The organism is Enterococcus sp. CR-Ec1 (assembly GCF_002850555.1).
GTDB classification, from domain to species: Bacteria; Bacillota; Bacilli; order Lactobacillales; family Enterococcaceae; genus Enterococcus_D; species Enterococcus_D entomosocium.
The window spans coordinates 2,677,019-2,701,976 of the sequence record NZ_CP025223.1; the positions used below are offsets into that span (position 1 = coordinate 2,677,019).

At 44.5% G+C, this 24,958-nt stretch carries 20 protein-coding genes and 1 other annotated feature; of the genes, 6 read left to right on the forward strand and 14 right to left on the reverse strand.

Going from position 1 to position 24,958, the window contains the following annotated elements:
* Positions 1-5 precede the first annotated feature (5 nt).
* Positions 6-974 carry an NADP-dependent oxidoreductase gene (locus CXM95_RS12870; RefSeq protein WP_042890454.1) on the reverse strand — a complete coding sequence of 323 codons (969 nt, stop codon included), beginning with the start codon at positions 972-974 and terminating at the stop codon, positions 6-8.
* Between the two features lie 267 nt (positions 975-1,241).
* Here CXM95_RS12870 and CXM95_RS12875 point away from each other — a divergent pair, with 267 nt between their 5' ends.
* Both CXM95_RS12875 and CXM95_RS12880 read left to right on the forward strand, forming a co-directional pair.
* Positions 1,242-2,321, forward strand: a complete 1,080-nt coding sequence (locus tag CXM95_RS12875) for an ABC transporter substrate-binding protein (RefSeq protein WP_086297646.1) — start codon at positions 1,242-1,244, stop codon at positions 2,319-2,321.
* On the forward strand, positions 2,322-3,926 hold the full coding sequence (locus tag CXM95_RS12880) for an amidohydrolase (RefSeq protein ID WP_086297649.1): 1,605 nt from the start codon (positions 2,322-2,324) through the stop codon (positions 3,924-3,926).
* A gap of 117 nt (positions 3,927-4,043) precedes the next feature.
* Here the strand turns inward: CXM95_RS12880 and CXM95_RS12885 are convergent, their stop codons facing one another.
* The 3 genes from CXM95_RS12885 to CXM95_RS12895 are packed head-to-tail and all read right to left on the reverse strand — an operon-like array spanning position 4,044 to position 8,221.
* Positions 4,044-5,474 carry a glycoside hydrolase family 1 protein gene (locus tag CXM95_RS12885; RefSeq protein WP_086297652.1) on the reverse strand — a complete coding sequence of 477 codons (1,431 nt, stop codon included), beginning with the start codon at positions 5,472-5,474 and terminating at the stop codon, positions 4,044-4,046.
* A 28-nt stretch (positions 5,475-5,502) separates the two neighbouring features.
* The gene (locus CXM95_RS12890) at positions 5,503-7,374 is read right to left on the reverse strand and encodes a beta-glucoside-specific PTS transporter subunit IIABC (RefSeq protein WP_101699233.1); all 1,872 of its coding nucleotides are present in this window, start codon (positions 7,372-7,374) and stop codon (positions 5,503-5,505) included.
* Entirely contained in the window at positions 7,364-8,221 is an 858-nt protein-coding gene (locus CXM95_RS12895) for a PRD domain-containing protein (RefSeq protein ID WP_034872360.1), read from the reverse strand. Before CXM95_RS12895 ends, CXM95_RS12890 begins: the two co-directional genes overlap by 11 nt.
* Before the next feature lie 721 nt (positions 8,222-8,942).
* Between CXM95_RS12895 and CXM95_RS18870 the strand changes: the two genes are divergently transcribed.
* On the forward strand, positions 8,943-9,089 hold the full coding sequence (locus CXM95_RS18870; protein ID WP_005234527.1) for a hypothetical protein: 147 nt from the start codon (positions 8,943-8,945) through the stop codon (positions 9,087-9,089).
* 219 nt (positions 9,090-9,308) lie between these two features.
* Complete coding sequence (locus CXM95_RS12900) at positions 9,309-9,893, forward strand: SOS response-associated peptidase (RefSeq protein ID WP_005234526.1); 585 nt, start codon at positions 9,309-9,311, stop codon at positions 9,891-9,893.
* Positions 9,894-9,975: 82 nt separating this feature from the next.
* Here the strand turns inward: CXM95_RS12900 and CXM95_RS12905 are convergent, their stop codons facing one another.
* A complete protein-coding gene (locus tag CXM95_RS12905) occupies positions 9,976-10,581 on the reverse strand; it encodes a short chain dehydrogenase (protein ID WP_008379180.1) in 606 nt (201 codons plus the stop codon).
* Positions 10,582-10,782: 201 nt separating this feature from the next.
* Positions 10,783-11,014: a binding site (T-box leader), on the forward strand.
* A 49-nt stretch (positions 11,015-11,063) separates the two neighbouring features.
* On the opposite strand from CXM95_RS12905, the gene CXM95_RS12910 reads away from it, so the two are divergent.
* Positions 11,064-11,903 (forward strand): MetQ/NlpA family ABC transporter substrate-binding protein, encoded by an 840-nt coding sequence (locus CXM95_RS12910; protein ID WP_086297658.1) that lies wholly within the window; start codon positions 11,064-11,066, stop codon positions 11,901-11,903.
* A 138-nt stretch (positions 11,904-12,041) separates the two neighbouring features.
* On the forward strand, positions 12,042-12,953 hold the full coding sequence (locus tag CXM95_RS12915) for a LysR family transcriptional regulator (RefSeq protein WP_008379185.1): 912 nt from the start codon (positions 12,042-12,044) through the stop codon (positions 12,951-12,953).
* Positions 12,954-13,090: 137 nt separating this feature from the next.
* Here CXM95_RS12915 and CXM95_RS12920 read toward each other — a convergent pair whose 3' ends face one another.
* From CXM95_RS12920 to CXM95_RS12965, 9 genes are all read right to left on the reverse strand, one after another.
* On the reverse strand, positions 13,091-14,839 hold the full coding sequence (locus CXM95_RS12920) for an ABC transporter ATP-binding protein (protein ID WP_016621448.1): 1,749 nt from the start codon (positions 14,837-14,839) through the stop codon (positions 13,091-13,093).
* Positions 14,823-16,577: an ABC transporter ATP-binding protein gene (locus CXM95_RS12925; RefSeq protein WP_005234510.1), complete on the reverse strand. Its 1,755-nt coding sequence runs from the start codon at positions 16,575-16,577 to the stop codon at positions 14,823-14,825. Before CXM95_RS12925 ends, CXM95_RS12920 begins: the two co-directional genes overlap by 17 nt.
* Positions 16,578-17,040: 463 nt before the next feature.
* Entirely contained in the window at positions 17,041-18,684 is a 1,644-nt protein-coding gene (locus tag CXM95_RS12930; RefSeq protein WP_101699234.1) for a peptide ABC transporter substrate-binding protein, read from the reverse strand.
* A gap of 28 nt (positions 18,685-18,712) precedes the next feature.
* Complete coding sequence (locus CXM95_RS12935; protein ID WP_008379192.1) at positions 18,713-19,423, reverse strand: gamma-glutamyl-gamma-aminobutyrate hydrolase family protein; 711 nt, start codon at positions 19,421-19,423, stop codon at positions 18,713-18,715.
* Positions 19,424-19,716: 293 nt separating this feature from the next.
* Positions 19,717-20,199, reverse strand: a complete 483-nt coding sequence (locus tag CXM95_RS12945) for a single-stranded DNA-binding protein (protein ID WP_101699235.1) — start codon at positions 20,197-20,199, stop codon at positions 19,717-19,719.
* Positions 20,200-20,427: 228 nt separating this feature from the next.
* Positions 20,428-21,489 (reverse strand): ureidoglycolate dehydrogenase, encoded by a 1,062-nt coding sequence (gene allD, locus CXM95_RS12950; RefSeq protein WP_101699236.1) that lies wholly within the window; start codon positions 21,487-21,489, stop codon positions 20,428-20,430.
* Between the two features lie 48 nt (positions 21,490-21,537).
* Positions 21,538-22,755, reverse strand: coding sequence for a dicarboxylate/amino acid:cation symporter (locus CXM95_RS12955; protein ID WP_087665002.1), 1,218 nt, complete (start codon positions 22,753-22,755; stop codon positions 21,538-21,540).
* 13 nt (positions 22,756-22,768) lie between these two features.
* Positions 22,769-23,701: a carbamate kinase gene (arcC, locus tag CXM95_RS12960; RefSeq protein ID WP_008379201.1), complete on the reverse strand. Its 933-nt coding sequence runs from the start codon at positions 23,699-23,701 to the stop codon at positions 22,769-22,771.
* A complete protein-coding gene (locus CXM95_RS12965) occupies positions 23,698-24,948 on the reverse strand; it encodes an MFS transporter (protein ID WP_008379204.1) in 1,251 nt (416 codons plus the stop codon). Before CXM95_RS12965 ends, arcC begins: the two co-directional genes overlap by 4 nt.
* Positions 24,949-24,958: the final 10 nt, after the last annotated feature.

Genomic DNA, 24,958 nt, shown 5'->3' on the forward strand with positions numbered 1-24,958 from the left:
CTCCTTTATTCTGCGTCTTGGCTGATGAAATTGTCTTGATTTTCAATAACGATCTTGCCGACCGCATGATGTGTCTCACTCAATGTGTGGGCATCGTAAATTCCTTGTGCCGTCAATGGGAAGGTTGCACCGATGACACTGTTGACTTTTTCTGCTTCGATCAGCTCTGTCAATTCTGCCAATTGTTTGCCGTTGGTTCGTAACCAAACTGCTTTGGCGAAGATGTCTTTTTCTTTTGCCAAGTCTTCGTCTTCAATACTCAAAATCGAGATCAGACGGCCCTTAGGTTTTAAGACAGTGAAACTTTTCTTCTGGGTGTCGCCCCCCATCGTATCAAAGACCAAATCGATGTCTTGCAAGACTTCTTCAAAATCTGTCGTGTGGTAATCGATGATCTCATCGGCACCAAGTTTTTGCAATAACTCATGGTTACGTGGACTAGCCGTCGTGATGACGTAAGCGCCAACTGCTTTGGCCAGTTGGATCGCATAGGTACCAACTCCGCCTGCTCCGGCATGGATCAAGACTTTTTCCCCTTCTTTTAAATGACCGTGTTCAAACAACGCTTGGTAAGCAGTCAAACCAGCTAATGGCACTGCAGCTGCTTCTGCGTAGTTTTGGTTTTCTGGTTTAATCGCTGCTAACTCAGCATCCACGATGGTATAATCAGCATACGTCCCAAAACGAGTCGTTTCAGGGCGGGCATAGATTGCATCACCAACTTTGAATTCTGTCACGTCAGCGCCTATTTCTACGATATCCCCTGCGACATCCCAGCCTAAAATAATTGGGAAGTCCCATGGAAACATTTGTTTCAAATAGCCTTCTCTTAATTTCCAATCGATTGGGTTGATGGATGTTGCGGCAACTTTGACTAATAATTGATTTGCTTTTAATTCTGGTAATTGGACCGTTGCTTCTTTTAATTGGTCTTTTCCACCATAGGCTTCAATAACGACAGCACGTGTTTCCATTGATGCTTCACTCCTTACATTCATTCTTCATCAAAGAGAGGTTCCTGTTTTTCCATCCCTTGATTTCTCACTTCCCTAGCTTAGGCAAAAGGAAGAAATTTGACAAATGATATGTTTGGAAACTGCCGCAGCCACCTGGCCATTCCTCCTGCTAAGCCTTGAAAGAAACGGGTTTATTTTTTCTTCATTTTTTTATTGCCTTTTCTTTAAAAATCAATTACGCTACTCAAGAAATACGAAATTGTAAAGAAAGAAGGAATTGATGAATTGAAAAGGTTGTGGGTATTTTTTGGCGGTGTGATCGGCATCACCGCATTGCTGTTTTTCGGTGCTTCGGTGTTAACGAAAGAATCGGGGGCAGCAACGTCGTCCGACAAAAATACAGTGATTATTTACAATTGGGGCGAATATATTGACCCCGAATTGATCAAAACATTCGAAACTGAGACTGGTTACTCAGTGATTTATAATACATTTGACTCCAACGAAGCGATGGAAACAAAAATCAAACAAGGCGGCTCACGCTATGATTTGGTTTTCCCTAGCGAATCGATCATTCCGAAAATGATCGAAGAAGGACTGTTAGTGCCTTTAGATCATCAGAAATTGACGGGAACGGAAGATCTGTCGCCTTTTTTGATGGACCAAACCTTTGATCCGGACAATACCTACTCGATCCCCTATTTTTGGGGCACGATCGGGATCATGGCAAATACTGAAGAAGTCGATGTTTCTTCGATCCATGGCTGGGGGGATTTATGGAACCCTGCATTTAAAAATGATGTATTGATGGTGGATGGTGCTCGTGAAACCTTAGGAATCGCGTTACAGACGCTCGGTCTTTCCCAAAATGAAAAAGACCCGACCAAAGTCGCCAAAGCCTTGAAGAAGCTGGAAAGTATCCGTCCCAATGTCAAAGCAGTTTTGACCGACGAGATCAAAACCTTGATGATCAACAACGATGCCCCTTTAGGAATCGGGTATTCGGGCGATGCCGCTTATGTGATGGCGGAAAATCCTGCCGTCACCTATATCGTTCCCAATGACGGCGGTGCGATTTGGACGGACAATTTTGCGATTCCGAAAACCGTTGGTAATCTTGAAGGAGCCTACGCCTTCATCAATTTTATGCTCCGCCCAGAAAATGCCGCACAAAATGCCGAATACGTAGGCTATGCCACGCCGAGTGAAACGGCCAAAGCCATGCTGCCGGCTGAACTGACTGCTGACAAAGCTTTCTACCCTGAGCCAAGTGCGATGGAACAAATGGAACATTATGAATACTTAGGAAAAGAAGCGGTTGAGCTTTACAACGACCTTTTCCTTGAATGGAAGTTGGGATTATAATTGTCACTATTACTAAAATCTGAACACATCTTTGATACCAAAACGAAAACGACTTTTGCGGGCTTTCTCCTGATAGAAGACCAGAAAATCACGGCTGTGGGTCCTCTTTCAGCGCTGCCAACACTTGCTGAAGACACCCAGGTCATTGATCTCAAAGAACAAATGATCATCCCGGGCTTTATTGATGCTCATGTTCATTTTTATCTTTCCGCATTACTCCATCAAGGGGCACTGACCCATCTTACGGGAGTGACAGAAGAAGCCGTTGCCCAGCAAGTGCCCGCGCTGCCCATCACCCATGGATGGAAAATCGGCATCGGCTGGTTCAGCAGTGATTTCGGTCAGCAAGTCTACCCAACGAAAGATTCGATCGACAACTATTGTGCCGACACGCCTGTCATGCTGATTTCCGGTGATGCCCACAGCATTTGGTTGAATAGCCAAGGGATCGCTGCTTTAGGGATCACACCTGAGAACTTGCCAACGGGGATCAGCGGGGAGGCATTGCTTGACGAAAACAGCGGACAATTAAGCGGCTGCTTTTTAGAAGCGATCGCCATTCATTATTTAGCAAAGGTCTTACAGTCATTCCAAGCGCAAAGCCCTGCTGCTTTTCTGACCTATATGAAACAGCTCAATCAATACGGCATCACGACGATCGGCGATGTTGCCTTGACAGGAGAAAGCTGGGACGATCTAGTCTATCCCACTCTTTATCGACAAACGGAAGCAGAAGCGACCCTGCGCGCTGTCTTTTATCCAGCCATGCGAGAAGACATCACGCAACTAAAAGAAACTTACCGTACGTATCGCTCCGAAAAAGTACAGATGGGCGGCGTCAAACAATTTTTTGACGGCGTGACGAGTACGCACACGGCTTTTTTAAAAGCGGAATATGAAACACCGTATTTTGCCGGTGATGTCGGGATGCCGTTGATCGATGTTCAACGGATGCGCCGCTTTATATTACAAGCTAACCAGCAAGACTGGCCGATGCGCATCCATACCATCGGTGATGAAGCGATTCGACAAGCACTCCTCTTTTATCAAGAAAGTGCTGCTGCTCACCCGCTTTCTAAAGGCAAAGCCAATACCTTGGAACACTTGGAAGTGATGGATGCCGCCGATTTGCCACTAGTTCGCCAAGAACAACTAGTACTCTCCGTACAGCCTAGCCATCTATTAGTCGGTTATGAGACCCTCGATGAAGAAGTAGGACCTCAGCGTGCCAGTCAAATGTTTCCTTTTCAATCCTTTCTAGAGCAAGGTGCCACCTTGGCTTTTGGGACTGATACGCCGGTCGTGATCGACGTGACCCCTTTAGACTCGCTGTATTATGCGGTTGCTCGGCAAGAAAAAAATGGCCAGCCAGCAGGCGGATTGATGCCACAGGAAAAAATCACCATCGCCGATGCCCTCTATGCCCACACCGCAGGCGCCGCCAAAGCCTTGAGTCGGCAAGATATCGGTCAATTAGAAGTTGGCTGTTTAGCCGATCTTTGTATTTTGTCACAAAACATCTTGCCTTTAACTGCCGAAGAATTGCTTCAAACGACCGTTGAAGCCACCGTATTTGATGGACGATTTGTTTATTGGGGCAACTAACATGAACCCCTGATATGGACCACGCGTGTTTTACGCGTGGTTTTTGTTTTGTACGCGCTGAAATTGATACGCAAAAAAACTCCAGCACTTGTACACCGCAAGTACTGGAGTATTTAATCATAAGCCGTTTCGTTCAATCACTTTTTGATACCAATAGAAACTGTCTTTTTTCTTTCTATCTAAAGTCCCTGTCCCGTCGTCATATTTATCCACAAAAATGATGCCATACCTTTTTTTCATTTCTCCTGTAGAAGCACTGACAATATCAACGGCACTCCAAATCGTGTAACCAATCAACTCGACACCATCATCGATGGCTTTCTCCATTTCAGCAATATGCTTTTCTAAATAATCGATACGGTAATCATCATGAATCTGTCCATCTTCAGCAACAGTTTCTGAAATTCCGATCCCATTTTCCACGATCATCAATGGCAGCTGGTAGCGATCATAAATATCATTCAACGCAATTCTCAATCCTACTGGATCAATCATCGCATTCCATTCCGTCTGCTCTAGATAAGGATTATTTACGCCAGAGCCGCCAATCATACTGTGTCCATTTTTGGTAACTTTCTCATCTGCAGAGACACAAAGTGTTAGATAGTAACTAAACGTGTAGTAATCCACTGTTCCCTTAGCTAGGATCGCTTGATCTTCTGGTGCAAACTCGATTGCAAAGCCATGATCAGCAAAATATTTCTTTGCATAATAAGGATATTTCCCTTTGACCTGCACATCGCCACAAAATTTCGAATGCATATTTTCTTCTTGTTTGGCTAGTAATACATCATTTGGATGGCTAGTATAAGGATAGCGTGGCATATAAGAAATCATACAGCCGATTTTCAAATCTGGATAGTGTTTATGTCCGTAAGCGACAACCTTTGCACTGGCAACAAATTGATGATGCAGGGCTTGGTAGCGTTGCTGTAGATTATCCGGCTGATTGATAAATTCAGATTCACCAACTTGCAGTCCCAGTGATAAAAAGTTTCCGATACTTAAGGTGGCCGTGTTGATTTCATTAAAAGTGATCCAATAGTTTACTTTTTCGTGATAGCGTTCAAACAACACCGCCGCATATCTCGCATAAAAGTCGATCACTTCACGACTCGCCCAACCATTGTATTCTTGGCTCAAATATGCGGGAACATCAAAATGAGCAATGGTTACAATTGGTTCAATCCCGTACTTCCGACACTCGTCAAACACACGATCATAAAAGGCCAGGCCTTCTTCATTCGGTTCAGTGTCGTTGCCCTTGGGAAAAATCCGGGTCCAGTTGATAGACATGCGGAAAGCTTTAAATCCAGCTTCTGCAAACAATGCAATATCTTCTTGATAATGATGATAAAAATCAGTTGCTTCGTGGCTTGGATACAACAACTCTTCTTCAATTTTTGCTGTGATTTTCCGAGAAGTCGTATGGCTGCCACCGCTGATCAAGTCAGCACAAGCGAGCCCTTTTCCGCCCTCATTATAGCCGCCTTCATATTGGTTTGCCGCCGAAGCGCCGCCCCATAAAAAATGTTTTGGGAAACTCATTGCTGTCATCCTTTCTTCTTTCTAATGGTTAAAAAATGGCTAATAACTGATCGCCAGCTTTAATTTCTTGATTTTGGGCAAGTGCCACAACATCTAAGAAGTCTGCCGTATTGGTAACAGTGATCATAACGGTATCTTCATACCCTGCCTGAGCGATTTTTTCTGCATCAAAGTGCAATAATGTTTCTCCCATAGTGATTTGATCACCTTCATTGACTAGTCGTTCAAAGGCACTTCCTTGCATATTCACCGTATCAATACCGATGTGGATCAGAAGTTCAATCCCCTCGGTACTGGTAAGTCCAATCGCATGATTTCCTGGAAAAACGGCAGAAACCTGTCCCGTAAATGGGGCAATCACCTGTTGATCTTGTGGCTTAACAGCAATTCCTTTGCCTAATGCCAATGAAGCAAACGCCTGATCATTGGTTTCTGTCAATGGAACGGCAGTTCCTTTTAAAGGTGATAATACAATTTTTTCAATCGCTGATTGTTCTTTCTTCGTTTCAGAAGAAACATCAGTTGCTTTGGCTGTCACATCTTGCGCTCCAGATTTGACTGCTTGCGGCTGATTATTATTAGGAAAATCTGCATCTTTGACCATGACCCAGGTGTAAGCAAAGGCAATCACAAAAGTAATCAACGAGCCGATCAGCGCATGAAACACACTGCTGTATGATGGAAGCGCCACAAATGAAGCAATGACTACTGGCGTATTGATTTTCATCAAACCAAAATAAAGTCCCCCAGCAGCACCCCCAAGGATCATTCCGACAATCGGTTTTTTCAGACGTAAGGTTACTCCGTACAAAGCAGGTTCAGACACACCCATCAAGGCAGTAATTGCCGATGAAAAACTCACTTGTTTAAATTCCGTATCCTTAGCTTTGATTCCAGCCGCTAAACAAATCGCTGCTTCGGCAGCCAATCCAAGCAGCATACCAGGGACGATCAAATCATCATACCCGTACGTTGCCAAAGAAGTTAATAAAATAGGGGTCAGCGTCGTGTGCATGCCCGTCATTACTAGCAATTGAGCAAAGGCACCCATAAACAAGACGGCTAACGGACCAAAATTGTTTGTTAAGTAGTTCAAAAACTGTGACACATAGTTGCCGATCGTCACACCTAATGGTCCGATTAGCAATAGAGCCAGCGGTGTGATCACGATGATGGCGATCAATGGACGTAGAATAAATTTGACACTGTTCGGTAAAATCCGATCGGCGAACCGATAGACATAAGACATAACCCAGACACTTAATAAAACTGGCAAAACGGAGGCATTGTAGCTCACATTCGGTACGAGCAATCCAAATAATGTGATTCCTCCTTCTTGGCTAAGAAGGGCCGTCAATCCTGGCATCACAAAAATCGCTCCGACGTAGCTTCCTAAGAAAGGATCAATTTTCAATCGTTTGGCCACAGAATTTCCTAAATAAACGGGAATGAAAAAGAAGGCTGCTTGCGATACTTGATACAATACGAGATACGTATCGTCAGTTGCAGCTAAAATTCCTGATAACTCCAATAGTGAAAGGACCACTTGCAGCATTCCTCCAGCTGCTATGATTGCAATCATCGGTGTAAAACAGCCTGCGATAAAGTCAAGGAGTCGTGAGATGATCGATTGATCGCTACTGCTTTGATCAGCCGTCGTTTCTGTCGTCGGTAGTTGAGCGTATACACTCGATACATCTGGCCCAATAATCACTTGGTATTGACCATTTCCCTGAACGAGTCCAGTCACTCCTTTTAACTGTTTGATTGCTTCACTGTCAGCTTTTTTGTCGTCGGCCAGCGTGAAACGCAGTCTTGTTGCACAATGGGTCACGTGCTGGATATTTTTACCACCGCCGACATTTTCATAAATTTCATTGGCTAGTTGTTTATAGTCCATTGTTTTTCTCCCTTTCTCCTTGTTCCGTCAATTTCTGGATATGGAGTGATAGATAAATTTCTTCATTTTCTGAGATGTTGATATCATACGTATTTTTGATATAAACCTTGATTTTTTCCACACAGTGAAACGCTTGCGGATACATCTTCTCAATTTGTGCATAGAGCGTCGACGCTTCATAGCTGGGAAGTGTATGATTGATCACATTTTGTGCAAAATAGTGCAGATGCGTGACAAAGCGAGAATAATGGAAACTATTCTCATCAAAATTTTGTTTGTACTCATACTTTACGATCGTCAGTACGTCTTCTATAAATTTCGCGATTTGATTGGTAACCGCCATATCCTTCTTTTGTGATTGGACATTTACAAAATGCAATGCGATGGAGATCGCTTCTTCTGTTGGTACATCGATCGTTAGTTCTTGCTCCATAAGTTGGACAGCATACACCCCAATGGCATATTCATCGGGATAAAATCGCCGAATATCCCATTGCAAAGGACTATGAAAAGTCATTTGCTGCTTGATACGATGAACAGTGAAATCAATATGATCCAGCAAAGTCAAATAAATATAGTCGCTGACTGCTAAGCGATAATTCTGTTTGGCATAAGCCACGATTTTAGCAACGATCGCTACGTATTTCGGATCGCACTTTCCTAATTGATAGCTAAAATGTTCCAACATTGCGTGAGTATCCAATACAAAAATCTTTTCAAAATCTTGTTCTTCTACATCATCTCCTACCTTCTTATTGAAGCTGATGCCTGTAGAAAATCCGATAATTTCATTGCTGCCTTTCTTTAGTAAGACAACATTATTATTTAAAAACTTCTTTATTTTCATGATTTCCTCCACCTTAAAAACACTAAAAAACCTCATACTCCACCCTTGGTGGAATATGAGGTTTGCCTTCTTACAGTAACACGCCTCTTGGTCACAGCACTTCTGTAACCGTTATCTAATTACATCGGTATCATAGCACTTCAAAAAAAACTTGTCAATCGCTTCCTTAAATTTTTTCACACGATCGTTAAGCCCCCGTTGAGCTTCTCACAAAAGCTATTTTTGTCAGACTGGTGTTTTAAGAACAACTTTTGCTTTTTTTAATCCCCAAACCAGCAACTTGCCGGCACAATAAACAACAATCTTCGTGCTTATGCAGCGCTTGAATCATCGTTTCTTTCTACAAACCATTTTTTGAGGGGAAAATGTCTCAATAACACGCAAATACAAAAATAGATTCTCTTCTCTACTTTTGACACCTATCTTAGCTATTCCTCGATTGGTCTATTTGTTTAAATTTCAAAACAAAATCGCTTTCATTCTTTGTCCTTCTATGATGGAAAGCAAGTAGCAGAAACTTTATACATCTAGGTTCCTTCGTCTTTCCTTTCAAATGCGCATTGGTCTATTCCACACCTCCTCCCTTTATCCCTCAATCTTTTCTTAAGCGTTTGAACAATTTCTTAATAAAATAACTAACAAAAAATAAAGTTTTACTATATCTCTTGAATGTAAGCGGTAAATTTGTTATTATTACGAAGGATAAGGAGGTGTTTATCGATTGTATGCGATTAAAATCTTTCATGGTTATCTAACCGCCGAAGGAAAAAGAACACGGGACAAAACAATTGCATTGACCTATACTTGCAGAGAAGATGCTGAACGTTTCGCAAATAAAATCGGCGGGAGAGTTAAAAAAATTGGCTAACCAACTAGAATAAAAAAGGCTGTCAACCTCAGTAGGTGACTGCCTTTTTTTGTTATCTGATTTCTTTTAACTCTTTTCGCGGTACTAACTTTTTACATAACCGCCCCTATCCTTTCGTTGTCGAATCACGCTGTGAAGCAAGTTAGTTGGTTTTGACGCCTTGAGTCTTTATACTGAAACAAAGGCACCAGCCAATCCAAAAAAAGGAGTGACCTGTCCATGTGCGGCCGATACTTATTTGATCCATCAACTGGCGAATTGTCAGAATATTATCAAGAAGCCGCGGCGAAAGCCCGCAAGCGCCAACAGACTGTCGCTATCAATGATGTTTTCCCCTCCAATCACGTCGTAACCATCGGTGCAAATCAACAACAACAAGTTGTAGCTGGTGTGACAAGATGGGGCTTTACCGGCTTTAAAAAAGGGCATTTGATGATCAATGCGCGTTCTGAGACCGTTGAAGAGAAACCGACTTTTCGCCAGCCTTTCCAAGAGCATCGCTGTGTCTTTCCGATGTCTGGTTTCTATGAATGGAATCATGAAAAGGAAAAGTTCCTCTTTTCGCAAGATCACGTGATTTATGCTGCTGGTTTTTATCGCATCCTTCAAAAAGAGGATCAGATCGAAACCGAATCAATCATTCTAACGACTGCCGCGAACGATTCTGTTGAACCAGTCCACGATCGAATGCCTCTGTTCTTAGAAAAAGAAGCGATTGCTTCTTGGATCAATGACTTGGCTTTTGCTCGCCAACAACTCAAAGCAGAAATGCCCAAGCTGAAAACCCAATTGCTCTCTTCTTAACTGCTTGCTACTTCTTTTTCAGCAGAACAAAAACCGCCAAGTCAGCTTTGATTTGGCGGTTTTTTTCTACTTCTGCTTTTCCTTAATAAACGGTGAAGGTCTTGCCAGTCATGATTCCAAAGACTGCTTTTTGATACGCTGCAAAAACGGGTGCGTCACCAACGGGAATAAAGCCTTTGAAAGAATCGGCGAAGGTTTCCCAAGAGCCCACAAGCGCATTGGGACTGACTGCATTGATTCGTATCCCCTGACCGATCTCAAAAGCTGCCGATGCCACGAAGGCTTCTAAACCGCCGTTGACCAGTGCTGAAGGCGTGCCCATTGGGATAAATTCGTCTTTGATAATTCCAGAAGTCAGCGTGATACTGCCACCTTCATTGAGAAAATGCTGGCCAATCAACGCAAGGTTGACTTGTCCTTGCAGCTTCGAAGCCACCGACTGTTGAATATCTGCTGGCGTCAATTCCTCAAAGGGTTTAAACACTGTGCTTCCCGCAGCGGAAACAATGGCATCCACTTTCCCAGTGGCTGTAAATAGCTGGCTGACACTGTCTGCATCCGCAATTTCGACCTGATGATCGCCATTGCTACGGCTAGCCGTGATCAGCTCCACCTCTGGTACCTGCTGAAAGCCTTCAACTAAAAGCTGCCCAAGTGTGCCGGTATGTCCAATCAAAAGTAATTTCATTTGCTCGCCTCTTTTTTTGTTTTGTGTTTCGATTCTAACCCAACCAAGCGATTTCGACCATTCATCTGCTTTTCCTGCTTTTTAGGTCTATTCTTGCCCTTGTCCATTTGTTCCCCTACTACCTGCGTAGTGATTGGAATCACCTATCACGAAAGCAATTGACAACTTTCTCATCTTGTTCTAAGATACTACTAATTTCATACACATGCAGTGAGAAGAAGAGTACGATCCCCCCTTTCTTTCAAGAGAACTCGGAACTGGTGGAAACGAGTAAGGAAGACGATCCGAAAATGACCTTTGAGCATTCGTGGACGAACAATCCCCGACGGAGAAAGCCCGATAGCGCAATGCAGTTTATTTGATGAACTGACTGAGGTTTTTTGTTTCAGCAAAAAACAAACGAAGGTGGTACCGCGAAATGATCGTCCTTCCCAAAGACTATTCTTTGGGAAGGCTTTTTTTATAAAAAAGGAGGAAAAGTTATGAAACGAAAGATTCGATTGGGTGTGGGCATTGGTTTATTGTCCTTAGTTTTATTTGCCGGTTGTGGCAATCAAGAAGAAGTAACGGGAAATGCCGAGGAACAGCAGACAGAAATCAGATTGGGGACGACACCAGGGCCTTACAGCGAACTGTTTCTCAAAGGAATCAAACCGATTTTAGAAGAAGCTGGCTATACTGTGACGGATATTGGCTTTACTGGGGTCTTGGAAGCGGACATTGCATTGAACGATGGCGAGATCGACTTAAACGTCGATCAGCACACCGCCTATTTAGAAAACTTCAATGAAAACACGGATGCCGATTTAGTGGGTATCACACCGATTCCTACCGTTCCAGCCGGCTTGTATCCTGGCAGAAAGGACAGTTTAACAGCGATTGAAGCAAACGATACCATCGGGATCCCCAATGATCCGTCAAATAGTGCCCGGGCCCTGTTGCTGCTGCAAAAAGCCGGCTGGATCGAACTTGACCCGGAAGTGGCGCCCATTGACGCGACGTTAAGAACCATTACTGACAATCCTTATGACTTGGATATCGTTGAGATGGATTCTGCCCAAATCCCCCGCAGCTTAGCAGATTTAGACTATGCGGTGATTCCCGGCAGCATCGTTTACAGTGCTGGAATCGCTGCAGAGGAAAGCTTATTAAGTGAAGACATTTTGCAAGAGTATGAACTGGTGGCAACGGTAAAAAAAGCCAACAAAGATAGTGACTGGGCACAGGCAGTGGTGGCAGCTTATCATTCTGAAGCCTTTAAAGAACTGCTGGCAGAAGAGAATCAAACGGGTTATTGGTTTATTCCTGAAGAATTGCAATGACCGCTTCACAAGTAGCAATAAGCAGCAACTGTCGTCGTATTTTTTAAAGAAGCTTCTATTACTATAGAAGGAAAAGACATGACTACTATTGATTAGTGGACCATTCCCCGTCTGAATCTTTGTAAAGGAGGTCAAAAATTGAATATTCAACAAATGCGCATCGTGCAAGCGATCGCTGACCATGGAAGTTTTCGTGAAGCAGCCAAACGGCTGTATCTTTCGCAGCCAAGTCTTTCCCAAGCCGTGAAAGAGTTGGAAACAGAATTGGAGGTCCAGCTTTTCGAGCGTACGAATCAAGGCGCCCGCTTGACTGCCGAAGGCTCGGAATTTCTAGACCATGCCCAGCCGATCTTGAGTCAAGTGGCGCAGCTGCAAACGCGTTTTTCCAGCAAGCAAGCAGCGAGTCAAACCTTCGCTATCGCAAGCCAGCACTATGATTTCACGGCTGGAATTTTCAGTGAGCTGCTGCAGGAATTTCCCGACTGCCGCCAGTTTCGCTTATTAGAAACCACGACCTTAAAGGTGATCACGGACGTGCAACAATATCGAAGTGAATTTGGGATCCTTTATTTGAATGAGCAAAACCAAGCAGGATTGGAACGACTGCTGCAAGGCGCCCAATTGTCCTTCGAGGCGTTGGGACGGTTTCGCCCCCATGTCTTTTTGCGAGCAGCTCATCCCTTGACAGAAAAAAGGCAGCTTTCCTTAAGAGATCTCGCCCCTTATCCACAAGTACGCTTTTTGCAAGAAGATGAACGCTATTCGTTCTTCTCAGAAGATTTGATCGACTTCGCTCAAAGCCCTCAAGTGGTGCATGTCAGCGATCGAGGCACGATGGTCCAGCTATTACAACAGACGGATCTTTATGGAACCGGCTCGGGGATCGTTGCCCAACCAGAACGCCAAGACTTGGCTTTTCTTCCTTTGATCGACGCGTCCGAGGGTGAGATCATCCTCATTAAAAAGAACGATCGCCCGTTATCAGTGATCGGCGAGCGTTTCTTAGCAAAATTACGGCATCATCTTACAGCTTTTCCTATTGATATATAAGCGAAGGCCTCCTCTTCCAACTCCCCATAGATGATTGGCTGCTCCTTCGCATTATATAAAAAATCCTTGAGCCACTTCCCATGCAGGAGGCTCAAGGATTTTCTTTTACGGTTAACATTGTCGGCAATCACCGCTGATTACAGCTGCTCTGCCTGCATTTGATACATTTGCTGATAGATTCCTTGCCCTTGGACAAGACTCGAATGGGTTCCCCGTTCCACGATCTTCCCTTGATCCAAGACCAAGATTTGATCTGCTTGTTTGATCGTTGACAAACGGTGAGCGATCATAAAGGTCGTCCGTCCTTTTTGCAAGATGGTCATCGCCTTTTGAATGATGGATTCTGTTTCAGTGTCCACATGGCTCGTCGCTTCATCCAGAATCAAGATTTTCGGATCAAACACCAATGCACGGGCAAAACTGATCAGCTGGCGTTCTCCACTAGAAAACTCATTGCCTTTTTCAACGACTGGATGATGGATGCCTTTTTCGTAGCGGCTCAAAAGGTAGTCAGCGCCGACTTGTTTCAAGGCATCGATAATCATCGCTTCGGTGATCGTTGGATCGTTCATTCCGATGTTGCTGGCGATCGTTCCAGTAAATAGATAGGGATCTTGCATGACGATCGCCATTGAATCTCTTAAACTATGACGATCAAAATCAGCGATCACTTGTCCATCCACAACGATTTTTCCGTGCTGCGGATCATAAAAACGGAACAACAGGTTCAAAATACTCGATTTTCCAGAACCAGTATGACCGACTAGAGCAATGGTCTCTCCTGCTGCAACGTCAAAGTTGATATCGTGCAAGATTGCTTGCTCAGGATCGTAGCCAAAGGTCACTTGTTGGAAAGAAACATCGCCATTCGTGACAGTCAGCTGCTCACTTTGTTGTTTTTCAACCGGCTGATCAGCAAACTCAAAGACCCGCTGTCCGGCTGCCAATGATTGCTGCACATTGGTGATGGTTTGGACAAGCCCTTCGATGGGATCATACAGGCGGTTGATGTAATCAATAAAGGCATACAGCAAGCCTGCTGAGATCGCCAAGCGGCCATCAAGGAAAAAGGCAGCCAAGGTCGTGATCAAAATCAAGATCGTTGAATTTCGCAACAAATTGCCTAATCCCCAAGCGATACTTGAATCGAGTAAGAGGTATTTACGTCCGGTTTTGAACCATTTCTCTACTGTCTCATTAAATTCTTTCTGCAACTGATTTTCTCGTTGGAAGGCTTGGATGATCGCCATTCCTTGGACAAATTCATTTAACTGCCCACTGATTTGTGAGATGTATTCCCGCATTGCTAAATTGTAACGAGAGGCATATTTTGTGTAAAAATGCTGCCAGATTCCTAAAATCGGGATCAGGATCAGCATCGCTGCTCCTAAGGTGCGGTTCAAAAGAAATAATGCAATAAACGCACCAATGATTTGGATAATGTTGCTTAACAAATTACTGATCACGATCACGTAGAAATTAGACCGCAAAACTTCGGTGTCATTCGTAATCCGTGCGACGACTTTACCAGCTGGGATCTGGTCAAAGTAAGAAACCGGTAATTTGTGCATATGGTCAAAAAGCTGATCCCGCATTTTTTTGACAATACTGTTGGACATTTTTCGCAATTGCAGCAAGCTGATATAACGAAAGAGAGAACCAATCAAATTGACCAGCAAATACCCAGCGAGTAATTGGATCAAAAGCATCGTGTTTAGGTTTCTGCTGTCAACCGCCGGTGTCATCACTCGGTCGATCAGCTGTTTGGCAATCAGTGGTGAAGTCAGTTCGAGCGCTGCTGCCAACAACAGCAAGATTGCGCCCACGGTAAATTGTTTTTTATAATAGCTCAAATACGTGAGCAAACGCTTAATCGTTGAGAACACTTGTATCGTCCTCCTTTAACTGTTGATGGTAATACTGTTCTTGGTACCAGCCTGGCGTTTCGATCAACTCCTGATGGGTACCACGCTGTGTGATCCGTCCGTCTTCTAAGACGATGATTTGATCCGCTTCGGTGATGGCGGACAATCGATGGGTCACGATGATGGAGGTCGGTGCCTGCTTCATCGTTTTCAAATTCGTGATGATGGCTTGTTCCGTTTTGGCATCAACTGCCGAAAGGGCATCATCCAGTAAGAGGACTTCACTGTTTCGTAAAAACGCCCGTGCTAAGGACAAGCGTTGTTTTTGTCCACCAGACAGGGAAACGCCTTTCTCACCGACGACCGTTTCGAGCCCTTCTGGCATCCGCTTGATGTCTTCACTAAAGCAAGCGGCTTCCAGTGCTTCCCACAACACTTCTTCTGAAGCATCTGGCTGTCCGAATAGCAAGTTCTCGCGAATTGTTCGTGAAAACAAGGTATGTTCTTGCGGCACTTCTGCAAAGTGGTTGCGCACTGCTGTTGTTTGATAGGTCGTCAACGGCTGCTCGTTAATCAAGGGTACTTGATCAGAGTATGGATAGCGGTGACCGAATTGTCTTAGCAGCGTCGTTTTTCCGCTACCGGTCTTCCCAACGATCCCTAAGACTTCTCCACGAGTGATCGTCAAATCCAGTCCTTCTAACACATAACGAGCTGCTTGTGGGTATTGGAAATGGTATGCTTCAAAACGGATCGTATTGATGGCTTGCAGGTCGGCTTCACCAGGAGTTTCTAATTCATCACCCGTCTGCAGCACTTCATTGATCCGACGCCAGGATGCGGCACCTTGTTGCATCACATTCACAAGATCTCCTGCTGAGATCATCGGCCAAACGACCATTGTCAAGTACACTTGGAAAGAAACCATCGCACCGATGGTGATCGTTTGGTTGGCAACAAGAAACGCCCCGACACCAAAGCTCATCACAAAACTGATCGCTAAGATGATGGTAATCAGCGGCCCGAAACGGGAATCGATCTCAGAAACGATATTGTTTTTTGCTCTTGTTTCCAGTGTTTTCTTTTGAAACTGTTCCGTGGTGGCTCCTTCTAGTCCATAAGCTCGGACGACCCGAATGCCATCAATGATCTCCAACACTTCACTGTTCATCTCTGAAACAGAATTCTGCGCTTCCGTAAATGCCTTATCGACTTGCGAGCCCCATTTGAAAATGTAATAGGCTAAAAGCGGCATTGGAATCAAGGCAATCAAGGTCAATAGCCAAGAAACCGTCCCAGCCATCATCGCCACGATAAAACTTAGATACAAACTAGTATTTAAGAAAACCATCAGTCCATACCCAACGGTCATCCCCATCACTTGGACATCGTCACTGGAACGAGTCATTAAATCGCCTGTTCGGAAACGATGGTAAAACGGCGCCCCCATTTTAAGAAAGTGGCTCATCAATTGTTCCCGCAATTGTTTTTGCAAATCGTAGGAACCAATAAATAAATTAAACGTCCAAACAAATTCGGCCAGATATCCTAACAAGATAGCTCCGGCAAAGAGGGTCACGTATTGGACCAGTACCGAATAATCAAAATTATCTTGGATCAGCGCATCAATGAATAAGCGCAAGATATAGATTGGTGCGACATACATCGCACTAGCAATCACCATAAAGACGAATACGAAGGTATAGCGCACCTTATGTTCTTTAAAATACGTTGTTAATTGTTTTAATACATACTTCATGTTTTATCCCTCACATTCTAAAAAAGTACACAAAAAAGCTCTGTCCCTTCGGAAAAAGGACAGAGCATAAACGTCGTTATTATAGACATTATCTGTACACTAATGGTTACCGAATGAGGGATTCACTTTATTCAATTTGGTTGTTTTTTTATCAAATACTTTTTGCATCGTAATCCCTCCTTCTCTTTTTATTTTGCTGACTACACCTAACACTTTACAGATAAGTTTCTGAGAATGCAACAACTTTTATTAATTTTCTTTAAAAAAGATTGACTTTTCTAAAAACACAGATGTGAAAACAGCCCTTTTTAACAACCTTTTTTTGAAAACGAATTTCTGTTTTACCCCAAGAGTTGCAACGATTTTGGCTAAAATAAAAAAACAGATGCCCTTCTCTTCAACAAACGCTGTTTGATCAGCACACTTGGTTGAAAAAAAGTTCCTCTGTTTTCTTACTACCTGTTTATTCTGTGACAGATGCTAGGCGATAGGATACTGTTCGTCCAAAAGGAAACACTTGCACCCCTTGCAAACGATCTGTTTTCAAATACGCCACCGCCCCTTGATATAACGGCAAAACGGCTGTATCTTCAACGATCAATTGTTTTTCCAGTTCTTTCAATAAGTCCCAACGGGCAGCTGGGTCGTTTGCTAAAGTCGTCCGTGCTTCTGCTAACCCTTGATCGTAACTTTCACTAGCATACCCAGACGTATTCAAGCCACCTGTTGAATCATAAAATTCTAAGAAGTTGATCGGGTCCGCGTAATCTGGTGTCCAAGTCCCAAAAACGAGATCAAATTCACCTTGGGATTGCAAGTCCAAACGGTTTTGTAAAGGAATCGACTTGGCATCAATGGTTAATCCCGGCAAATTGGTTTCTAACTGCCCTTGGACAAACTCGATGGTTTTCTTGGCTGCTGCTGTATCTGCTGACAACAGTTTCAAAGTGATTTCCTCTTGTCCCAACTCTTCTTTGGCTTGTGCCCAAAGCTCTTGTGCGGCTGTTAAATCGTACGGCAGTAAATCGCCATTTTCTTCACGAAAATCTTGGTCTGTTTCAGGATCTTTGGCAAAGTTGCTTGGCACAAAGCCGTTCAATGCAGTGGACCCATCACCTAAGATATTTTCGGCAAATGCCTCTTTGTCGATGGCTTGTAAAATTGCTTGACGTACTTTGACATTGCCTGTGACTTCTCGTTTTTGGTTGGCACTTAAATACCCCACCAGCGCCTTTGGCACATAGTTGGCTTGAGCTGAGTTTTGGTATTGCTGCGCGTAAGTATCCGTTAAGGTGGTGTAGTCCAGTTCTCCTGTTTCAAAAAGGCTGACACCAGTCGCCGTTTCCTTCACTACTTGCACGTCGATCTTGGTCAATTGGACATTCTCAGCATCCCAATAATCAGGATTTTTCGTTAACGTCCATGATTCGTTGGTCCCGTTCCACCCTTCGATCAAGAATGGGCCATTGCCGACAAAATTTTCCGCTGATAACCCATAATCGGCACCTTTTTCTTCAGCAAACGCTTGGTTTTTTGGCATAAAAGGTGTCCCGACCAAAATTTGATCCAGATACGAGATTGGACTTGCCAATGTCAGCTCTAACGTCTGCTGGTCCAATGCTTTTGCACCTAACTCACTCACCTCAACATCCCCTTGACGCACTTGACTGCCATTTTTCAACACATCCATTTGATTACTGCTACTAGAACCATTCTCTGGATTAGCAACATATTGAAAGGCGTAGACAAAATCATCCGCAGTAACAGGATCGCCATTGCTCCATTTTGCATCACGAATGGTGAAGGTATAAACCAGTCCATCTTCTGATACCGTAGGCTCTTCAGCGGCCATCGCAAGCTCAGGATCCCCCTCTTGATCCAGACGGTATAACCCTTCTGCCACTTGTCCGATCATATCGGAGCTATTGACATCCGTGTATTGTCCGCTATCAAGGGTTGATAAGGCGCCAGCGGTTGACACTTGAATTTCTTGCGCAACGGCTCCTTGCTCCTCTTGCTGTCCAGAATCCGTCGTGGGGCTCGTGGTACTGCAGGCACTTAAAACCAATACTGTGAAAGCAGTGATACCCATCATTTTCTTTTTCATTTTTCTCCTCCTTGCGTGATCCTCTTTCTTACAATACGTCAACGACATACTTGAAAACCGCTTGTTCTTGTATAAGCGCATCATAGGCAAAATCAGGATGCCATTGAACCGCCAACAAGCGCTGACCCACGTGTTCAATGCCTTCAATGATGCCATCAGGACTCCAAGCTGTCTTTTGCAATGGACGAGCCAATCGATCCACCGCTTGATGATGAAAGGAATTAACCTTTGTTTTTTGACCGTAAACACGAGCCAACATGCTTTTTTCAGCCGTCACGATGGCATGGGTCGGCACTTCTTTCGGAATCGGCGCCTGCATATGAATGATCTCACTGAAGGTACTGATGTCTTGCTGCAGCGTGCCACCGAATGCCACGTTGACCAGCTGCATTCCCCGACAAACCGCAAAAATTGGTTTCTTTTGCAGCAGCGCTTCATCGATCAGCGCTAGTTCAAACTCATCCCGTGCCAACAAGCCGCTTCCAGTTGCCTGATGGGCCTCCTGCCCATAAAACTTGGGTGAAACATCTTGTCCACCAGCTAATACCAGTTTATCGATCTGTGAAACATAGTCCTTGGCTGCAGCTGGCTCACTGATTGGCACGAGCAATGGCAGTCCGCCCGCTTGCTGGATCGCTCGCACATACCCTAATGGTGTGTAGGCGATCGGCAAATGATGCAGCACATCGCCAGCATCTTGCACTTCATTCGCAGCGATCCCTATAATTGATTTGCCCATCGACATCCCTCCCTGATTAACGATTTTTTCAGAAAAAAGCGGTATCTAGCAGTTGAACAAGGCAAGCGCCGCTCTTTTTCTCAAGATATGTTTCAACTATTCTAAACCAATCCGCACTTTTTGTGAAACACTATTTTCACTTTCGCGATCATTTATTACAATCACCATTCTATTTAACCCCCTCTTTGATAAGCAATAAAGAATACCGCTAGTCAGATATAGTTGAATTTTACCAATACTTTCTCTACGTAAAAAAACATGCGAGAAGCCGTTGCTTTCCGCATGTTTCTTCATTAAAATAATCGATTGTCTTTTAAAAACTCCAGCATCTGTGTTTTTAGGGGATCTTTTTCATTACGGATCGACTTTGTTTGCGTTGTTTCATCAAGTGTCGATGGCCGCTTTTTAGGAAAAGGCGCCGCTGGTTCTTCTGCCAACTCTAAGATTTGGAAGCTATCCACCACCACTTCTGCCGCACAAAGTCTCTGACCTTCTGGTGTTTCATAAGGACAGCCTTGCAAGTGTCCATTGATTTTGATACTTGCCCCTTTTTGAGAATACCGTAAAAAGGTCTCTGCCTGCTTTCCATGAATGACGCAAGCAAACCATTCATGGTGCACTTCTTCACTGTTTTGCCATTGAGACACAATGACAAGATCAAAACGTACGCCCTGATCGTCCGCCGCATCAAACGCTTCTTTACTAGGCATCTCTGCGATTTTCCCAGTAAGAACCACTTTATTCATTGCCACGTTGCATCCTCGCTTTTCTCTCATTTCTTGAGTGATCTTAACTTATGCGACCTATTCTACCACATTCCAAAAAACAAGCAATCAAAGGTCGAATGGCTTAAGAAATGCTTTGAACAAAATGAACCAACTCAAAGAATTCGTCTGATCCTGCCAATAATGTGCGATTTTCTGACTGAAAACTTCTCTTTGCTCCACACAGCAAAAAAACAGTTGGTTCAATCCCCCTATGAACCAACTGCCTTTTGCGGATTTTTATTTAGCAAAGGAATCTTGACTACCATAGCGATCAAAATGGAGGGTTTCGCTTTCGAGATAGTCGATGATCGCTTTGGGGATCATGACCCCTTCTTGCTGGGCTTTTTCAAAGTGTATTTGGCTGATCTCTCCAGGATAGTAGACTTGTGATTGCCCTTCTACTGGCGGGATTGCATGCAGCTCAGTCACCATCTGATCGATGCTTTGCTTGAAGGTTTCGGTGTTGGTAAAACGAGATGGATCGATCACAAGAAGGATTTGTCCTAAGCGGCGTTTTTCCGTCAAGTCCGCATACATGGAGGTGACCTGTTTACCAAAAGCCAAGCCTAGCATCGAGCCAGCTAAAATATCCACCATCATCATCAAGCCATATCCTTTAGCACCAGCGATTGGCAATAATCCTTGGACAGCATAGGGATCGGTGGTAGGCAAGCCATGCTCGTCTACTGCCCAAGTATCGGGGATCTGCTGCTTCTTCGAGCGAGCATCCAAAATTTTGCCCCACGCTTGAACCGTCGTCGCCATATCAAAAACCACCGGTGGATGATTGGCTCGTGGTGCAGCAAACGCGATTGGATTGGTGCCAAAATAGTTTTCGGTCCCACCAAAAGGCACCGCCATCGGATCCGATTGACACATGGCGATCGCTACTAAGTCGGCTTCAGCAGCCTGTTTGACGTAATACGCCATCGTCCCGCTATGGCTGGTCTGCTCGATTCCTACTGCAGCGATCCCGGCTTCTTTTGCCAGATGAATGGCGATCGCCATCGCTTCATTGCACACATAATGCCCCATGCCGTTATCTCCGTGGAAAATTCCGGTAGCGGCGCCTGTTTTTTCAAAAGACATGTTTGGTTCCAGCGTGATGCCACCTTTTACTAAACGCTCGGCATAGTAGTCCATCCGCACGGCACCATGAGAATGGATCCCGCAAGCATCCGCAAAGGTCAAATGCGCCGCTGTTTCACTGGCAGCGGCTTCTGGCAAACCAGCAGCCAATAGTTTCTTTTTCATCAATGCTTCTAATTCCAGCAGAGAACGTCTGCTCATTTCTTCCATCTTTTCTCCTCCTTAGAAAAAGAGAAGCACGCTTGGCAACGGCTTCTCTTATTGATTAAACACGCGATAATCCAGTTCATCGGCTGACTTAGCGATCAGCAGCGCTGAATAGACGTCTGAGTTCACGTTCAAAATTGTCCGCAGCATGCCAACAAACCATTCGACACCAGCAAATAGCGCAATGCTTTCGATTGGTAAACCGAGCTGGGGAACGATGATTGCCAAGGAAACTAACCCCGCTCCGGGAACAACTGCATTGGCTAAAGAAACGAAAGTCGCAGTTACAGCTACCGTCACCATTTGGATCCCGTCAAAGTTGATTTGATACATTTGGGCGATTGTCATGACGGTAATCGCCATATGCATCGCTGACCCATTGCTGTTCAAAGACATGCCCAATGGCAATACCAAATTGGTGATGCGGCTACTGAGTCCTAATTTGTTCTGGGATTCTTCCATAGCGATCGGCAGCGTGATGGCAGAGGAGGTTGTCGCCAATGCCATGACCGACATATTCTTCATATTTTTGATCAATCGTAACGGATTGATCCGACAATACACGGTCAACAAGACTAGCCACAGCCCAAGGAACGTGACGGTGGCTAGACCGTAGACGAGCAAATAGCTGCCTAATGGCAAAATGATCTGCAAGCCCAGGGAGCTGATCGTTGAAGCGATCAAAGCAAAAATACCGATTGGTGCCACGATCATCACGTAACGAATGATGGCAATGACGACCTCATTCAGATCCACGATCAGCCCATAAAGAGATGACTCAGGTTTCTTTTGCATAAAGTGATTGAGAGCAACACCAAAGAACAACCCAAAAACGATGATTTGAATAATTGACCCTTTACTCAACGCATCGAAAATATTCGTGGGAATAAAGTTGATTACAGTCTCTGATATAGAAATTTCTTGTGCTTGCAGAGGTTCGCCGGCAGCTTGTGAAAAGTCGATCCCTTTGCCCGGAGCAAAGAAGACCGCCATCAGCACACCCCATGCAGCTGCGAATAAGGAGGAAATCCCAAAGACAGCGATCGTTTTTCCACCCAAACGTGTGAGTTCTTTCGGGGCAATGCCCCCAACTGCTTGAATGATTTGTCCAACGATCAATAACGGGATCGCCATTTGCATCAGACGCAAGAAAAGATCGCCCAAGATTTTTAGGAATGAAGCGGCTTGCCCAAAGAACAAACCGCAAAGAATCCCTAGAAGAACGGCAATAACGATCTGCGTCACCATCGGTAGTTTTTTTGCTTTCACTTTGATCCCCTCTTTATTTTCGAAGTATGGTTCCTGTATGCTGATCCAGTTCAGCTAACTTTTCGATTGAGGTAATAATCGCGGTTCTGGCTGCATCTTCTTCAACAAAATCAATCGCAGCTTCTATTTTTGGCAACATACTGCCCGCTGCAAAATGGCCTTCCTCGATGTAGCCCTTGGCTTGTGCCACACTGATTTCCCCTAAGGCTTGCTGATTCGGCTGATTGTAATTGATGTAGATATTGTCGACACCGGTCAAAATGATCAGGCGATCGGCCTGCACATCTTTTGCTAAGACACTGGCGGTAAAGTCTTTGTCGTTGACGGCTTCCACGCCAGTAAACCCATTATCGTTGCGAACGACAGGTACGCCACCGCCACCGGCACAAATCGTGATCACACCTGCATCGACCAATGTTTTGATGGCTTCTTTTTCAACAATTTCTTGCGGTTTCGGCGATGGAACCACTTTGCGGTAACCACGCCCAGCGTCTTCTTGATACACCCCGCCATTGGCTGCCATCGCAGCATTGGCTTCCTCTTCACTATAAAAAGGTCCGACTGGTTTGGAAGGTTTCTCAAACGATGGATCTGCTGGATCGACACGAACTTGGGTGACTAATGAGATCACCGATGGATGTGCTTGTCGTGTGGCAAACTCATTGATCAAGGCATTTTGCAGCCAATAACCGATACTTCCTTGGGTCATTGCCACGCAGCTGTCTAATTTCAATTGGGGATTTTTTTCACTTTCCCCGGCTTTTTGCTGCAACAGTAAGTTGCCGACTTGTGGTCCATTGCCGTGACAAACAATGACTTTTTCCCCTTTTTCGACAAAATCGGCAATATAACGTGCTGCTTGCGCAACAACTGCTTTTTGTCCTTCATCACTAGGGTCTTTATCTAAAATAGCATTGCCGCCTAACGCGATCACATTCAAACTCATTTTATGCTCTCCTTCTGATTTTCCTTTGCTAATACGGCAAAAACACCTAATCCGATCAGCAGTAATAGACAAGACAGGTAAAACCCGACCTGCATCGATCCTAAAGAATCGGCTAAAAAGCCAGTAACATAAGGTGCTAAGATCGACCCCGACATCCCGATAAAGTTATAGGCACTCAAGGTCGTTCCTAAGGCGCCTTTTGGTGCGTTTTTCGTCACAAAGGTCACGACGATTGGATCAAGCGCCAGCTTGCCAGTCAATCCATACAAAATCAAAACAGTGATCAATAAGGTACGATCCGTTACAAAGGCAATGGCAAATACGGAAAGGGTCGCCAATGGGACCAATAAATAGACTAATTTTTTCGTCGCGCCAGTTTTATCATTCAATCGAGCAAAAATCAGCGCACCTGGAATCGATGCCCATGGGACTAAGGAAGCAATAAAGCCGACACTCGCCCCTTCAAAGCCACGCTCGGCAATCAAGAATTGCGGCAGCCAAGTTATAATCACAAAGTTTGCATAAATGCTGGTAAAGCATAGAACAAAGGCTGCCACGAGATTGCGGTTTGAAAAAATCTGCTTCAAGGAAATCTTTTCTTTTGGCCCCTCTTCTTTTATTTCTTGTCCTTCATCTTCTGGACGAATCACTTTTTCTTTCAAAACAAAATAGAACAAGACACCGACAATCAAGGTCGGAAACGCCATTAGGAAGAAGGGTTGGCTCCAATGGCCCCCGTTATCCAAGACCAATTTACTAGAAAGCAAGTACCCGCCAGACGTTCCAAACGCCATCCCACTGTTGATAATGGCATTTCCGACGGTCCGTTTGTTGTCGGGAATCGCTTCGGTAGACAATGCGTATTGCGGACCGTAATAGGCACCTTGACCAATCCCTGCAATGGCACGAATCACTAAGAACAAAACGAAGCTTGTGGCTAGCCCACTGAAGTAAGTAGTCACCGCCAATAAAACAAAACCTAGGGCGATCACCAATTTGCGACCGATTTTGTCGCCGATGATGCCAAAAGGAATTTGCGCAACGGCATATGTCAAAAAGAAAATACTATTGGCAAGTCCTAGTTGTGTGTTGCTTAAATTGAATTCTTCTCCGATCACACCCATGATTGGATTGAAGATCGTCCGTGTGGCGTACATTAAAATCCAGCCGACAAAGAAAATAGCAACGACTTTTTTCCAGTAAGAATTGCTTACTTTGACCGCATCTTTCTGGTTACTGATTTCCATGATTTCTCCC